Source organism: Cellulomonas sp. URHE0023 (genome assembly GCF_000688475.1).
Lineage (GTDB): Bacteria > Actinomycetota > Actinomycetes > Actinomycetales > Cellulomonadaceae > Cellulomonas.
Genome location: NZ_JIAN01000005.1, coordinates 898192 through 912400, shown reverse-complemented (window position 1 = coordinate 912400; position 14209 = coordinate 898192). Strand labels below are relative to the sequence as shown.

The window sequence follows — 14209 nt, the reverse complement described above, 5'->3', positions numbered from 1 at the left end:
GCGGCGGAGCGTCATCTCACAGCGACGAGGTGGACCCCGGCCGCTCCTTGGCGAACGCGCGGCGCACAGCACCTTGGTTGAGCTGTACGGCGATGAGCACGATCAGGACGCCCAGAAGGACCTGCTCGACCTTCATCCAGGCGGGGTAGCCGGTGTCGGGCGCCAGGACGATGGCCACGATCCCGATCGGAGCCAGGAGCGAGATCCACCGCATGCGGACGTAGGCCGTCCGGCTTCCGCGGGCTGCCGCGGCCGTGGCCGCGACGAGCACGAAGCAGGCAGCTGCCACGACACTCCCGCGGAGCCAGACGACCCAGTTGACCAGCTCGGGGTCGATCGCCGACAGCACGCCTGCGACCGCCAGGGTGATGACCGATAGGACGCCGCAGGCGAGCCACAGTCGTCTGACCTTGCCCAGCGCGGTCGCGACCGGGGCGTTCTTCGTCGTCTCGAGAGTCATGTCAGTGTCCTTCCGGTCGGGTTGCACGGTCGTAGAGCGCGACGATCTCGTCGATCGCACGCAGCGTGGCGGCCTGCCCCTCGGGCATGCGCGTGGCGAAGGCGTCGATCGTGGCCCTGATGGAGCGGGCGACGACGGCGGCGTCGAAGTCGCGGAGCTCGCCTGCCTCCTGGCCCTGGGTCAGGAGCAGGGCCAGGAGCAGGGCGGACGTGTCCTCACGCAGGGAGCTGTCGGCGCGGGGAGCGTTCGAGATCACCTCGATCACCGCACGTGCGGCTGCCCGGTTGTCTGCGAGATAGCGCAGGTTGGAGCGGATGTAGGCCGCGAGCTTGCCCCGGAGGGTCTCCTCGCGTCCCATTGCCGGCACCATCTGCGCGGCAGCGTCGGTGACGACGGTCTCGACCACCGCGGCCATCAGTGCGGCCTTGTCGGCGAAGTGGTACGAGATCATCCGGGTGCTGCTCAGCTGGGCGTTCTCCCGGATGCGCTCGAAGGTCGCACCGGTGTAGCCGTGCTCGGCGAGCGCTCCGATCGTTGCGTCGAGGATCTCCCGACGGCGATCGGTGGACTTCCGGTAGACGCGTGCGGCTTCCACGCGTCACACATTACTCAGCTAAGTAAATCTGGCAAGAGTCGGCTCCTCGTCGCGCGGTCCGGGATCCCGGGCGGCCTCGTCAGCGTCCGTCGAGGGCGGCGGCGACGAGCGTCTCGGCGGCGCGGCGAGCCTGGACGGCGGCGTCGGCGCGCCCGGCGATGGCCGCCGTGGTCTGAGCGCCCTCGGCGAGCAGTGCGAGCTGCAGCCCGAGCGCCTCGTCGGCGCCCGCCTCGACGGCGAGGTGGGCGATCCGGTCCTGGAAGGACTGCTTGTGCTCGCGTGCCGCAGCCGCGACGGCCGGCGACGTGGCGCCCAGCTCGCCGAAGGCGTTGATGAAGCCGCAGCCGCGGAAGGTGTCGTCCCGGAACCACACCTCGAGGAAGTCGAACACTGCGAGAAGGCGCTGTCGTGGGTCGTCGAGGCCGGACGCCGTCTGCGCCAGGCCGTCCTCCCACTGCCGGTGGCGCGATGCGAGCACGGCGAGGACGAGCTGCTCCTTGCCCGGGAACTCGGCGTAGAGGCGCTTGAGGGAGACGCCGGCGGCCGTGCGCACCTCGTCCATCCCGACCGCGTTGATGCCGCGGGCGTAGAACAGCGCGTCGGCCGTCGCGACCACGCGGTCGCGTGTCTCGCTGGTCGGATCGGTCGCGTTCGTCATGGTCCACCGTTCCTTCGCCGAGGTGTCGCCCCGTGTTCACTCGCAGCACTTGCGCTGAGAACGTGCGTTCTCTACTGTAGGCGACACCGCAGGAGAACGACCGTTCTCCCTGGAGGAAGAGGGACAGATCATGGGTCGCATCACGGTGGGCACGGAGAACTCGGTCGACATCGAGCTGCACTACGAGGACAAGGGCACCGGGCAGCCCGTCGTGCTGATCCACGGCTTCCCGCTCGACGGGAACTCCTGGGAGGGCCAGACGGCCGCGCTCCTCGACGCCGGCTACCGCGTCATCACGTACGACCGCCGGGGCTTCGGTCAGTCCAGCCAGCCGTCGGTGGGCTACGACTACGACACCTTCGCGGCCGACCTCAACACGGTCCTCGAGACCCTGGACCTGAACGACGTCGTGCTCGTCGGCTTCTCCATGGGCACCGGTGAGGTGGCGCGCTACCTCGGCACGTACGGCTCCGCCCGCGTCGCCAAGGCCGCGTTCCTCGCGTCGCTCGAGCCCTTCCTCACCCAGACGGACGACAACCCCGAGGGTGCGGTCCCGGCCTCGTTCTTCGAAGGTGTCTCGGCGAGCGTCCGCAAGGACCGGTACGCCTACTTCACCGCCTTCTACCAGGACTTCTTCAACCTGGATGAGAACCTGGGCACCCGCATCAGCGAGGAGCAGGTCCGTCACGCGTGGGACGTCGCAGCGGGTTCGGGATCGGTCGCCTCGGCGGCCGCGCCCCTCACCTGGGGAACGGACTTCCGTGCCGACATCCCCAAGGTCGACGTCCCGGCCCTCATCCTGCACGGCACCGGCGACCGCATCCTGCCGGTCGACGCCACGGCCCGCCGGTTCGTCAAGGCGCTGCCGTCGGCCGAGTACGTGGAGATCGAGGGCGCCCCGCACGGTCTGCTGACCACGCACACCGGCGAGGTCAACGAGGCGCTGCTGGCCTTCCTCGCGCGCTGACCCGACCGCTGGGCGAGGCGCGGCGCGCCACCCACGGCATCCCGGCCCCCACCCAGGGGACCGGGATGCCGTCGTTCGTGCTTACGCGGCGAGGTGCTCGATCGCCTGCAGGATCAGGGCGACCACGGCGTCGGGCTGCGACACCATGACCGAGTGCGACGCGCCCGGAACCTCGACGGTCGCGAGCCCTCCGGCGCGCTCCGCCATGAAGCGCAGGCCCTCCACGGGGATGTTCTTGTCGGCGTCGCCGAAGATGAACCACGACGGCAGCGACTTCCACGCAGGTGTGGCCGCCGGCTGCGGCTCACCCAGCGCGAAGTCCCGGATGGGTCGCTGCGTCCGAGCCTGGATAGCGGCCTCTGCGGGCGCGACATCGGCTGCGAACTGGTTCGGGAACAGGTCCCGCTCGACGAACAGGTCATGCGTGCCGTCGCCGAGCGGGTAGGGCCGGACCGTCTCGCCGAGGGTGCTTCCGGGGAACTGGCCCGTCAGCTGCAGCGCGTTCTCCCCGTGGTCCGGGGCGAAGGCTGCGACGTAGACGAGGCCGACCACGGCGGGGTTGTCGACCGCGGCCTCGGTGATCACTGCACCGCCGTAGGAGTGGCCGACGAGCAGGACGGGCCCGCCGATCCCCTCGACGGCGGACCGGACGTTCGCGGCGTCGGTGGTGACGCTGCGCAGCTCGTTGGGCGTGGCGACCACGGAGACGCCGTGGTCGACGAGGCGGGCGATGACGCCCGACCAGCTGGCGGACTCGGCGAAGGCGCCGTGGACGAGGACGACGGTGGGTGCGGCAGACATCAGTTCTCCTTGGGGGTGAGTGGGGGTGAGACCTCGACGATGAGCTCGATCTCGACCGGGGAGTCGAGCGGCAGGACCGCGACGCCGACGGCGCTCCGGGCGTGCACTCCGGCGTCGCCGAAGATCGCGCCCAGGACGGTCGAGGCTCCGTCGACCACGCCTGGCTGTGCGGTGAAGCCGGGGTCGGAGGCCACGAAGCCGACGACCTTGACGATGCGGACGACCCGGTCGAGCGAGCCCACGACCTCGGCCACGGCCGACAGCGCGTTGAGTGCTGCCGTCCGGGCGCACTCGCGTGCGTCGTCCGCGCTCACGGCCGCGCCGACCTTGCCGGTCACCGGCAGGGCACCGTCGACGAACGGGAGCTGCCCCGCCGTGAAGACGAGGTTGTCGCTGAGCACGGCCGGGACGTAGGTGCCGGCCGGTGCCGGTGAACGGTGCGGCAGCGTGATGCCGAGCTCGGCGAGGCGAGCCTCGATGCCGGCCATCAGTCGGCCACGAACGCGAGGATGTCGGCGTCCAGCTGCTTCTGGAAGTCGCCGGAGATGCCGTGCGGTGCCCCCGGGTAGATCTTCAGGGTGCCGTGCTTCACCAGCTCGGCGGACAGCAGAGCGGCGCCACCGATCGGGACGATCTGGTCGTCGTCGCCGTGCGCGATGAGGATCGGCACGTCGAGCGCCTTGAGGTCCTCGGTGAAGTCCGTCTCGGAGAACGCCTTGACGCAGTCGTAGGCCGCCGCGAGGTTGACCAGCATCCCCTGACGCCAGAAGTCGTCCTTCGCGCCCTGGGAGACGTTCGCGTTCTCGCGGTTCGCACCGAAGAACGGGGTCGTCAGGTCCTGGTAGAACTGCGACGCGTCGTTCAGCACCCCGGCACGGATGCCGTCGAACACGTCGATGGGCAGACCCACGGGGTTGCTCTCGGACTTCACCATGATCGGCGGCACGGCGCCGACGGTGACGACCTTCGAGACGCGCCCGACGCCGTGCTGCGCGGCGTACCGGACCACCTCGCCGCCGCCGGTGGAGTGGCCCACCACGACGAGGTCGCGAAGGTCGAGCGCCTCGACCAGCTCGGCCAGGTCACGGGCGTAGGTGTCCATGTCGTTGCCCGCGTAGGTCTTCGACGACCGGCCGTGGCCCCGGCGGTCGTGCGCGATGGCCTGGTATCCCGCGTCGGCGAACAGCTTCAGCTCGACCTGCCAGGCGTCTGAGCTCAACGGCCAACCGTGGCTGAAGAGCACCGGCCGACCGCTACCCTGCGCGGTGTAGTAGATCTCGGTCCCGTCGGAAATGGTGATGTACGGAATGTCACTCGTCCTTCGTCTCGTGGCGGACGTCCCTGCCGGGAGCCCACGTGTGCGGCCAGCAACCCTCGACTGCGGCCGGGGGTTGCGCTCGCGTCCCATTGCATCGGTGGGAGGTGCCGCCGGACCAGGCAGGAAGCAGGCAGAACTGCAGGTCCTGCCGCTGTGAGCACATCAGGGTCGTTCGCCGGACGACTGCGAGAGCTCCGGCTCTCCGCCGACCTGACGCTGGAGGGTCTGGCGGAACGGTCGGGCGTCAGCGTCCGGACGCTCAGCGACATCGAGCGTGGCGTCAGTGCGACGCCGCAGCGCCGGACGGTCGAGGCGATCCTCGACGGACTCGGCCTGGAACCGCGAGAACGCGCGGCTGTCCTGCGCGAGGTACGCGCCCGTCGGGCGGCATCGGCACAGACCCGCGAGTCGTCGGCGGTAGCCCCGCACCGCGTCTCGGACTTCACCGGGCGTCAGCGTGAGCTTGTCGAGATCCTTGCCCTGCTGGCCCGGACGTCGACGGAGGACCCGTCGCCGGTGGTCATCTGCGGCCCACCAGGTGTCGGCAAGACGAGCAGCGCCTTGGAGGCGACGCACCGCATCGCCGCCGGGCGGCCGATCCTCGTCGTCGATCTCGCCGGACTCAGTCCGGTCCCGCTCTCTCCGCTGCACGTGATCCGTGCGTTGCTGCGCCAGCTGCCGGGTGCAGAAGCGAAGGTGCCGGCCAACCTCGAGGCGGCCACGGCGCTGTGGCGCTCGACCGTCGCGGAGCGACCCGTGACCGTCCTGCTCGACAACGCGGCGAACGAGAGTCAGGTCCGACCGGTCCTGACTGCCGACGCCCGCACGGCGGTCGTCGTGACGTCGCGGCGGACCCTTGCGGGACTCGAGGGTGTGCGCCGGATGACGCTCGGGCCGCTGAGCCACGAGGAGAGCGTCGCTCTGCTCGCGAAGCTGATCCCCGCGGCGCAGCGAGAAGCCGGCGACCTGCGCGAGCTGGCGGAGCTCGCCGATCACATGCCTCTCGCGATGCGGATCGCCGGGAACCGCATCGCGAGCCGTCCGGGGCAGTCGGCGGCGGACTTCATCGACCGGCTGCGCACGAGCGAGAACCGCCTGCGGCTCCTGGTCGCGGGGGACCTCGCGGTCGAGGCGGCGTTCGCGCTCTCGTACGACGACCTCGAACCGGACACGGCAGCCCTGTTCCGGTCGATCTCGGTGATCGACGTCGGCACGTTCGACGCCCGTGCCGCCGCCGCCACCCTGGATCACGACGACGCTGACGTCGACCTCCGGCTGGACGACCTCGTGGACCTCGGGCTCGTCGAAGCGCGCGGCGGAAACCGCTATCAGCTGCACGACCTGGTGCGACTGTTCGCTCATGGACGCCTCCGTACGATCGAGGGAGACGAGGCGGTCGAGCGGCGTCGAGCTCGACTGCGCGCCTGGCTCCTGGGCACGCTCGAGCGAGCAGGCGCCTGGTGCGAACCCGGGCGCACCCCCACCGAACCCGGTGCGGCGGGGATCGCGTTCCCGGACGCCGAGTCCGCCGATGCGTGGATCCGTCTCGAGGACCACCAGTGGTGGTCGGCGATGCAGGCGGCCGCCGACGCCGGCGAGCACACGGTCGTCGTCGACGTCGCAGATGCCCTCCACTGGTACTCCGAGAAGTGGTTGGAGTGGGGCAGCTGGCTCGAGCTCTTCCGCCTGGCCGTCGAGTCCGCGCGTGCCCTCGGCGACACGCGCCTCGAGGCCATGCACCTCGGGTACCTCGTGTGGGCGACGAACCTTGAGACGGGCGACCGGGTGGTCGGGCTCCGGATCGCTCGCCTCGCCGTTGCTGCCGCCGAGGCCTCCGGCGACCACCAGCAGGGCGGATGGGCGCACTTCTACCTCGCCTGGATGCTCACCAGGACGGACCTCGACGCGGGTCTGGCCGCGTGCCGGGAGGCCTTGGTGCAGTTCGAGCTGGCTGAGGACTCCGACGGAGCGGCGCAGGCGATGATCATGCTCAGCCAGATGCTCCACAGCTCCGGCGACGACGAGCGTGCCATCGAGGAGTACCAGCGGGTGCTCGAGCACCTCGAGGTGAACCGGTCGAGGACGCACGACCTGGTTCACACCATCACGACTCTGAGCCTCCACCAGCGCATGTGCCAGACGTTCTTGGCGCTCGGGAGGGCGACCGACGCCGTCCGGTCCGCCACGACCGCGCTCGCCGCTGCGGAAGCGGTCGGCTCTCCCACGCGCGTGGCGGAGATGCTGCGTCTGCGTGCGACCGCGCACCTGGCCGCCGGAGGCACCGACGCCGCTGCCGCAGACGTCGTCCTCGCCCTCGGGAAGCTCGACTCCGAGTCGACGAGCCGGTACGTGGTGTCCGAGCGCGAGCAGCTGGAAGCGCTCCTGCGGTGAACCCGTCGGCTCGGCCCGACCCTGGTACCGGCAGCAGAAAGGCCGGCCGCGGCGTCTCGCCAGCGGCCGGCCCTTCCGGAGGTGCGGTCAGACGGTAGCCAGCGGCCTGTCCTCGCGGACGGCGCCGGTCGTGGCGTCGAGCGGAGCGTTCTCCTCGACGACCACGCGGTACGCCTTGAGGTGCGTGAACACCTGGTCGCGCAGCGGGTTGCGGCGCCGGGTCACGACGGTGCGCACCTGGTAGACGGCGAGCGCGACGTTGGCCAGGAGCGATACGGCCGACACCACGAACAGTGCCGTCTCGTTGTGGGAGGACTGCACGGCGAACCGCGACGAGGTGACGAACGCGGGGACCGCCATCGTGAACATCATCCACAGGGCGAGCGTGTGGGCGCGGTGCTGGAGCCAGGCGCCCTTCTTGAGGAAGAACGCGGGAAGCGTGCAGGAGATGAGCACGGCGGCACCGGCGTAGAACGCGTGGTCGCCGACGCAGTTGTAGACGTAGGCGAAGTTCCACAGGTCGTACGCGATGAACCAGAACCAGAGCATGTCCGGCCAGACCATGTCCTTGGACTTGTCGCGCGACACCATGATCCCGGCCCAGCCGCACACGCACAGCGCGTTGAGGATGCCGGCCGCACCGTTCATGTAGTTCCACACGCCGCCGACCATGAACACGCCGTCGTGCATGCCCTGCAGACCCGCGACCTGGATGTCGCGGGCGACGGCCTCGCAGACGTTGAGCACGAGGATCACCGGGGGGAACAGCAGCATCCAGCGGCTCTTCGACAGCTTCCCGACGTACCGGAGCGCCATGAAGCCGAGGCAGCCGGCCAGCGCGGAGTACACCTTCACCCAGTGGAACCAGGTGCCCGTCGAGGTTCCCGGGCCGGACGTGGTGGGCCAGACGAAGATGGTCAGGACCAGCGGCAGGGCGACGAAGAACGCGATCGCGGCCCACTTCCAGCGACGGGTGACCTCGTTCAGGCCGATGAGGGCGCCGAGGACGACGAACCACATCACCCACGTCTGCCAGGGGATGGAGTCGAACAGGAACAAGGTGAACCTCCGCGCGGACCGCCCGTGACCTGCATGGCTCCGGGGGCCCCTACGGTAGGGACACGCGCTGGTCAGCGCACTGGACACCTTGCGTGATGTGTCAAGCGGGCCGTGTGCAGTGTGTTCGTGCGCGTGACCCAGCCGTAAGTCACCACCGTCGACCTCTGGCGATGAGGGTGTACCGACCGATGGACTGAGAGTGAGCATCGTGGACAGTCCGACCGTGCGCCGTTCCGACGCGCGTGAGGCCCTCACGTCCGCGCTCAAGGTGCGGCTGCAGTCGGAACCGCTGGACAGGGTCACGGTCACGGGTCTGGTGCAGGACTGCGGGCTGACCCGGCAGGCGTTCTACTACCACTTCCGCGACGTCCAGGAGCTCGCCGTCTGGATGTTCGAGAACGAGGTCGCCGAGGCGGTGCGCGTCTCGGCCCGGCAGGACGCCTGGGCGGACGGGCTGGTCCGGCTGCTGAAGTACCTCAGGGGCAACCAGTCGTCGACGGCCGCGGTCCTCGACGGACTCGGCCGTGCGGGTCTCGAGCGCTTCCTCTTCTGGCAGATGCGCCCCGTGACGGAGGCGGTCGTCCGCGAGGTCGGCGGTGGCGGTCCGGCGAGCCCGGACGACAGGGCCATGGTGGTCGACTTCTACACCTCAGCCGTGCTGGCGGCGGTCCTGCGGTGGGTGTCCGACGGCATGGTCGCGGACCCGTACCGCCTCGTCGGTGACGTGGAGCTGATGCTGCACGGGGCCGTGCAGGAGTCTGTCGCGCGGCTGGACGCCCGGGCCCGCACTCCCCAGGGCCGGGTGTAGCTCACCCACCCGACGTCTCGGGGGGCGCGTCGAGCGCGAGGTCGCGTGGATCCCGTCGTCCCGGAGAGCGGCGCTCGTCCCAGGCGACGATGCGGGCCAGCAGGGGCACGGCCGACGCGATCGTCGCCCTCTCGTCCTCGTCGAGGGCCTCGGCCAGTGCCAGGGTCAGCCAGTCGGTCCTGCGCCGACGTTCCTGCTCGAGCGCCGCCCGCCCCTCGGCGGTCAGCGCGAGCGGCGACTTGCGGGCGTCGTGCGGATCGGCAGCCCGTTCCACGAGCCCCGCTGCCTCGAGCGTGCGGACCGTGCGAGCCATCGACTGCGGTCGGACCCGTTGCGCTGCGGCGAGCTGGCTGGTGGTCAGCGGGCCGTCGCGACCGAGCAGGCCGAGCACGGCGGTGACGGCGTGGGGCTGGGGATCCTCGGCTCGCCCGCGCCGAACGAGGCGACCGAGCTGGAGGCGGAGGTCGGCCGCGAGCATGGCGTCGTCCATGAGCAGAGCGTACGGGATAGCACAGCCAGACTGTGCAGTTTGGCTTGACATCGGTCGCGGCCGGATGGACAGTCTTGCTGTCTTTCTCGCCTCGACCCAGGAGCTCTCCATGCCCGTCGACACGCTCGACCCCTCGACCGCACTCGTCCTCGTGGACCTGCAGAAGGGCATCACCGCCCTGCCGACCGTTCACGACACGGCGACGGTCCTCGCCCGAGCAGCCGCTCTCGCCGACGCCGCCCACCGTGGCGGGCGCCCGGTCGTGCGGGTCCGCGTCCGGTTCTCGCCGGACGGCGGGGACCTGCTCCGTGGGCGCACCGACTCCCCGGGGCCTGCCATCGCGCCCGGAGCCGACTTCGCCGACCTCGACCCTCGGGTGCCCGGGGCGCCCGACGACCTGCACGTGACCAAGCGGGGGTGGGATGCGTTCACCGGTACCGAGCTCGACTCGCGGCTGCGCCGGAGGGGGGTGCGGTCGGTCGTCATCGGAGGGATCGCGACGAGCATCGGCGTCGAGTCGACCGCTCGGACGGCGCGCGAGCTCGGGTACGAGGTGGTCGTCGCGCACGATGCCGTGACCGATCTGGTCGCCTCGGCGCACGCGAACAGCCTCGACGTGATCCTGCCGAGGATCGCCCGGCTGGAGTGGGCGGAGGTGCTCGCCGAGCAGCTCGCCGGGTCTCGCTGACCGCACTCGCCGCGTCGCGCTGGCCCCGCTCAGGCCACGAGGCCCCGTCGGTACGCGTACACGACGGCCTGCACCCGGTCCCGCAGGTCGAGCTTCGTCAGGATGCGGGACACGTACGTCTTGACCGTCTCCGGGCTGAGCACCAGCGCCGCGGCGATCTCGCTGTTGGACATCCCACCCGCGATCAGACGGAGCACCTCGAGCTCGCGCGGGGTCAGCCTGTCCTCCTCAGGCGCCGACGGAGGAGGGCTGATCCGGCTGGCGTACCGACCGACGAGCTGCCGCGTCACCTCGGGCGCCAGGAGTGCGGCACCGGCTGCGACTGTACGGATGCCGTTCAGGAGCTGCGCCGGTGGGGCGTCCTTGAGGAGGAACCCGCTCGCACCGGCACGCAGCGCCTCGTAGACGTACTCGTCCAGGTTGAAGGTCGTCACCACGAGGACCTTGACCGGGTCCGGGACACCGGCCCCGGCAAGCAGCCGGGTCGCCTGGATCCCGTCGAGCACGGGCATGCGCACGTCCATCACCACGACGTCCGGACGTACCCGGCGGGCGAGGTCGACCGCAGCGCGACCGTCCCCGCACTCGCCGACGACCTCGAGGTCGGGCTGGGCGTCGATGATCGTCGCGAAGCCGGTGCGGATCAGGGCCTGGTCGTCGCAGACCAGGACGCGGACGGGCGCGTCGGTCGGAGCCGCCGTCACGGCTGGACCGTCCCCGGGATGCGAGCGCGGACGACGAAAGCGCCGCCCACCTGGCGTCCTGCGCTCAGCTCGCCGCCCAGCAGGCCCACCCGTTCCCGGAGGCCGGCCAGGCCCCGGCCGCTGCCCCCGGGAGACGCGCCCGGCGAGGAGGGACCGTCGGTGCGGACCTCGACCGTGACGCCGTCCGGCTCGTGCTGCACGCGGACCACGGTGCGGCTGCCGTGCGCGTGCTTGAGCGCGTTCGTCAGGCCCTCCTGCACCACCCGGTAGGCGACGACCTCGGCACTGCCGGGCGCCTGCGACGGCCGGCCCTCCTCGACGTACTCCACCGGCTGGCCGGCCTGGCGCGTCTGCTCGATGAGGCCCTGGAGCTCGCCCACGGTCGGCGTACGCGAGCGAGGGCCGTCGGGGTCCAGCACCTCGAGAAGGTGCCGCAGGTCGCTGATGGCCTGCCGGCCGGTGTCGCTGACCGCTGTCAGGCTCTGGTCCAGGCGGTCGGGCTGAGCCGTCAGGTACCGCGCCGCCTCGGCCTGGACCACCATCGCCGTCACGTGGTGGGTCACGACGTCGTGCAGCTCGGCGGCGAGCCGGGTCCGCTCGGCGACACGGGCGGACTCGGCCGCGTGGCGGCGGTGCTCGGCCTCGGCGAACCGCGTCTGCCGGAGCCACGCCCCGATGCCCCACGCGATGGCCAGCAGCAGGTAGAACGTCACGAAGCCCGCCACGCCCTCGGCCGACCCATCGCGGCCCAGGACGAGCGCCAGCACCGCGTAGGCGGCGGAGGCGACGACGACCACGGAACGCCGGTGGCGCTCCGTGTGCGCTGCCGCACTGAGCACCGCGACGGGCAGTGCGACACCGGCGACCGTGTGGTAGCCGCGGAGCTGGTCGATCGCGAAGCCGAGCGATACCAGCGCCAGGCAGACCGCGGGCAGCCGGCGCCGCACCGCCAGGGGGAGGCACTCGAGCGCGACGGCCGCGTACGCCAGCGCATCCATCGGACGGGTCGGCACGTCACCGAGCCGCGTCCCCTGGTCGTGCAGGGCCCCGACGAACGACCCGAGCGCGAGCGCCACGGCGAGCGGGAGGTCCCGCACGACGACGTCATACGACTGCCACGCCGTGGACGCTCGCTTCAGGTCGATCACCGTCAGACCGTAACCGTCGACGCGGACTGCGAGGCGCGCCGCCGCATCGGCACCAGACGTCCACGCCGGTGAGCCAGTCGCAGGAAACCTGCTGTCAGCAGCACGCCCGCGAGCACGGCGAACAGGCTCCCCTCCGGGCCGAACGCGCCGCCGGACAGCAGGGCGGGGCCCGACGTGGCGCCCAGCAGCAGGCCCTGAGGGGTGACGTTGCCGGAGACCACGGTGCCGAAGATGCCGGCCGCGGCGAAGTTCCAGCCGAAGTGGATGCCGATCGGGAGCCAGAGCGTGCGTGTGGCGACGTACGCGGCGCCCAGCATCCCGCCCGCCTCGACCGCGATCGCGACGGCTCCCCAGATGGTGGCCTTGGGGTTGGCCAGGTGCATGGCACCGAACAGCACGGAGGTGAGCAGCAACGCCACGACCGTGCCGGTGCGCTCTTCGAGGATCCGGAACACGATTCCGCGGAACAGCAGCTCCTCCGTCACGGCGGCGGCAGCCGTGACGCCCGCCAAGGCCGCCGCGACCCCTACGGAGCCCCAGCCCTCGATCGTGTACCCGCCGGTGAGCGCGATGCTCCCGATGACGGCCACGAACATGAGCGCACCGATCCCCAGCCCTCTGACTACGGCCGACCATGCTCCGGGGCGCCCGACCTCTGTGGCTTCCCGGTGCTCGGTCCTGCGCACCACCCATGCGTAGCCCAGCAGCGCGAGCGCAGCCGTCGCCAGCCCCAGCGCGAGCGTGAGCACCCAGCTCCCTCCGACGGCACCGAGCACCAGCCTGCCGACGAACGCGATCACTGCGACCGTTCCGAACTGCTTCACAAGACGCATGACGTGTCCCTCCTCGAGGGCCGCGGCGGGGTGCTGCGGCTCCTACGGGAACGCTAGGAAGGGGGACGCCTCTGGCGCGTCACCGCTCGGTGGGCACTCGTGTGTAGCTCGCTCGGGGGACACGGGGCCACCACGTCGTGGGCGTGGTGCTGGTAAGCAGGACCCCGTGCGTCGTCCAGCCTCGGATGGACCGGACGCGTCCGTCGAGAAGGGAGCGCGAGATGGCCGGTGCTTTCGGGTGGGGGCTCCTCGCCGCCAGCTCGCTGCTGCTCGGTGCCGTCGTCGCACTGACCTTCCGGGCCGGCCGACGGCTCATCGGCCTCGTCATGGGGTTCGGGTCCGGCGTCCTGATCAGCGCCGTCGCGTTCGACCTCGTCGAGGAAGCGTCCGGCAAGTCCACGGGACAGGGAGCACTCATCGGCGGGCTCTTCGCCGGGTGCCTCGTCTTCTTCGGCGGCGACGTGCTCATCGAACGGTTCGGCGGCGGATCCCGGAAGGACACCGGCGGTGACCAGGAGGCCGGCTCGCCCCTCGCCATCGTGCTCGGAACCGTGCTCGACGGGATCCCGGAGTCGGTGGTGATCGGCCTGACGATCTTCCAGGGCGGGGAGGTCGGAGCCGCCTACCTGGTGGCCGTGTTCATCTCCAACCTGCCCGAGGCGATCGGTTCCACGACAGGTCTGCTTGCCGCTGGCTGGCGCAGGTCACGCATCCTGTGGATGTGGGCGGTGATCGTGGTGGTGTCCGCCCTGGCGTCCGCCGCGGGCTACGGCCTGTTCCAGGACTCGTCGCCCGAGGTCGTCGCCTTCGTGCTGACCTTCGCGGCCGGCGCGATCCTCACCATGCTCGCAAACACGATGATGCCCGAGGCCTACGAGGAGGGTGGGCGGTGGGTCGGCGTCGCGACCACCCTCGGCTTCGCGGTCGCGTACGCGATCCACCTGGTCGACTGAGGCAGGCCGAGCAGGCTCCCGGCGGCCGTACGCACTCCTCGTCTCACACGTCGTCCTGCACGTCCGGCGCGCCGGACGTACGGTCCATGGGTGAGGCAGGCACAAGGAGGTCGAGTCGCACCGCCTGGGCTGTACGTCGCGGCGTGCGGTGTGTGGGCGTTCCTCGCCTGTGCGCAGCTGTTCTTCCTGGTCGACGACGGTGGAGGACTCGCGAACTGGCTGCTGCTCGTCGCGTACAGCACCTTGGCAGTGGCGTACTTCCACTTCTGGCGGACACGACGGCCCGGGCGGCCCGCAGCGGACCCGCGGAGGCCCGACCAGGACGCCTGACGGTCG

Annotated in this window: 17 protein-coding genes; 6 read left to right on the top strand and 11 right to left on the bottom strand. The window is 71.0% G+C overall.

Features of this window, described 5'->3' with window-relative positions; translation table 11 throughout:
• Positions 1-16 precede the first annotated feature (16 nt).
• From N553_RS0104620 to N553_RS0104610, 3 genes are all read right to left on the bottom strand, one after another.
• Complete coding sequence (locus N553_RS0104620; RefSeq protein WP_028045558.1) at positions 17-460, bottom strand: hypothetical protein; 444 nt, start codon at positions 458-460, stop codon at positions 17-19.
• A 1-nt stretch (position 461) separates the two neighbouring features.
• A complete protein-coding gene (locus tag N553_RS0104615) occupies positions 462-1055 on the bottom strand; it encodes a TetR/AcrR family transcriptional regulator (protein ID WP_028045557.1) in 594 nt (197 codons plus the stop codon).
• Positions 1056-1134: 79 nt separating this feature from the next.
• Positions 1135-1713: a TetR/AcrR family transcriptional regulator gene (locus N553_RS0104610; RefSeq protein ID WP_028045556.1), complete on the bottom strand. Its 579-nt coding sequence runs from the start codon at positions 1711-1713 to the stop codon at positions 1135-1137.
• A 130-nt stretch (positions 1714-1843) separates the two neighbouring features.
• On the opposite strand from N553_RS0104610, the gene N553_RS0104605 reads away from it, so the two are divergent.
• Positions 1844-2680, top strand: a complete 837-nt coding sequence (locus N553_RS0104605; RefSeq protein ID WP_028045555.1) for an alpha/beta fold hydrolase — start codon at positions 1844-1846, stop codon at positions 2678-2680.
• A gap of 81 nt (positions 2681-2761) precedes the next feature.
• Here N553_RS0104605 and N553_RS0104600 read toward each other — a convergent pair whose 3' ends face one another.
• Genes N553_RS0104600 through N553_RS0104590 form a run of 3 tightly spaced genes read right to left on the bottom strand, consistent with a single transcriptional unit; the run spans position 2762 to position 4724 of the window.
• Positions 2762-3481, bottom strand: coding sequence for an alpha/beta fold hydrolase (locus N553_RS0104600; protein ID WP_034620623.1), 720 nt, complete (start codon positions 3479-3481; stop codon positions 2762-2764).
• On the bottom strand, positions 3481-3969 hold the full coding sequence (locus N553_RS0104595; RefSeq protein WP_028045553.1) for a RidA family protein: 489 nt from the start codon (positions 3967-3969) through the stop codon (positions 3481-3483). Before N553_RS0104595 ends, N553_RS0104600 begins: the two co-directional genes overlap by 1 nt.
• A complete protein-coding gene (locus N553_RS0104590) occupies positions 3969-4724 on the bottom strand; it encodes an alpha/beta fold hydrolase (RefSeq protein WP_369796669.1) in 756 nt (251 codons plus the stop codon). Before N553_RS0104590 ends, N553_RS0104595 begins: the two co-directional genes overlap by 1 nt.
• A gap of 228 nt (positions 4725-4952) precedes the next feature.
• Between N553_RS0104590 and N553_RS21090 the strand changes: the two genes are divergently transcribed.
• Positions 4953-7190, top strand: coding sequence for a helix-turn-helix domain-containing protein (locus N553_RS21090; protein ID WP_051639823.1), 2238 nt, complete (start codon positions 4953-4955; stop codon positions 7188-7190).
• Between the two features lie 87 nt (positions 7191-7277).
• Here the strand turns inward: N553_RS21090 and N553_RS0104580 are convergent, their stop codons facing one another.
• Positions 7278-8249, bottom strand: coding sequence for a DUF5692 family protein (locus N553_RS0104580; RefSeq protein ID WP_028045551.1), 972 nt, complete (start codon positions 8247-8249; stop codon positions 7278-7280).
• Positions 8250-8457: 208 nt separating this feature from the next.
• Here N553_RS0104580 and N553_RS21085 point away from each other — a divergent pair, with 208 nt between their 5' ends.
• A complete protein-coding gene (locus tag N553_RS21085; protein ID WP_034621065.1) occupies positions 8458-9057 on the top strand; it encodes a TetR-like C-terminal domain-containing protein in 600 nt (199 codons plus the stop codon).
• A 1-nt stretch (position 9058) separates the two neighbouring features.
• On the opposite strand, the gene N553_RS21080 is transcribed toward N553_RS21085, so the two are convergent.
• Entirely contained in the window at positions 9059-9547 is a 489-nt protein-coding gene (locus tag N553_RS21080; protein ID WP_051639821.1) for a MarR family winged helix-turn-helix transcriptional regulator, read from the bottom strand.
• 109 nt (positions 9548-9656) lie between these two features.
• Between N553_RS21080 and N553_RS0104565 the strand changes: the two genes are divergently transcribed.
• Positions 9657-10235: an isochorismatase family protein gene (locus N553_RS0104565; RefSeq protein WP_028045550.1), complete on the top strand. Its 579-nt coding sequence runs from the start codon at positions 9657-9659 to the stop codon at positions 10233-10235.
• A 29-nt stretch (positions 10236-10264) separates the two neighbouring features.
• On the opposite strand, the gene N553_RS0104560 is transcribed toward N553_RS0104565, so the two are convergent.
• The 3 genes from N553_RS0104560 to N553_RS0104550 are packed head-to-tail and all read right to left on the bottom strand — an operon-like array spanning position 10265 to position 12920.
• Positions 10265-10939 carry a response regulator transcription factor gene (locus tag N553_RS0104560; protein ID WP_028045549.1) on the bottom strand — a complete coding sequence of 225 codons (675 nt, stop codon included), beginning with the start codon at positions 10937-10939 and terminating at the stop codon, positions 10265-10267.
• A complete protein-coding gene (locus N553_RS0104555; protein ID WP_028045548.1) occupies positions 10936-12087 on the bottom strand; it encodes a sensor histidine kinase in 1152 nt (383 codons plus the stop codon). The genes N553_RS0104560 and N553_RS0104555 overlap by 4 nt, the downstream gene beginning before the upstream one ends.
• A 2-nt stretch (positions 12088-12089) precedes the next feature.
• The gene (locus tag N553_RS0104550; RefSeq protein WP_028045547.1) at positions 12090-12920 is read right to left on the bottom strand and encodes a CPBP family intramembrane glutamic endopeptidase; all 831 of its coding nucleotides are present in this window, start codon (positions 12918-12920) and stop codon (positions 12090-12092) included.
• 221 nt (positions 12921-13141) lie between these two features.
• Between N553_RS0104550 and N553_RS0104545 the strand changes: the two genes are divergently transcribed.
• Both N553_RS0104545 and N553_RS0104540 read left to right on the top strand, forming a co-directional pair.
• Complete coding sequence (locus tag N553_RS0104545; protein ID WP_028045546.1) at positions 13142-13873, top strand: ZIP family metal transporter; 732 nt, start codon at positions 13142-13144, stop codon at positions 13871-13873.
• Positions 13874-13963: 90 nt separating this feature from the next.
• Positions 13964-14203, top strand: coding sequence for a hypothetical protein (locus N553_RS0104540; RefSeq protein ID WP_156043699.1), 240 nt, complete (start codon positions 13964-13966; stop codon positions 14201-14203).
• Positions 14204-14209: the final 6 nt, after the last annotated feature.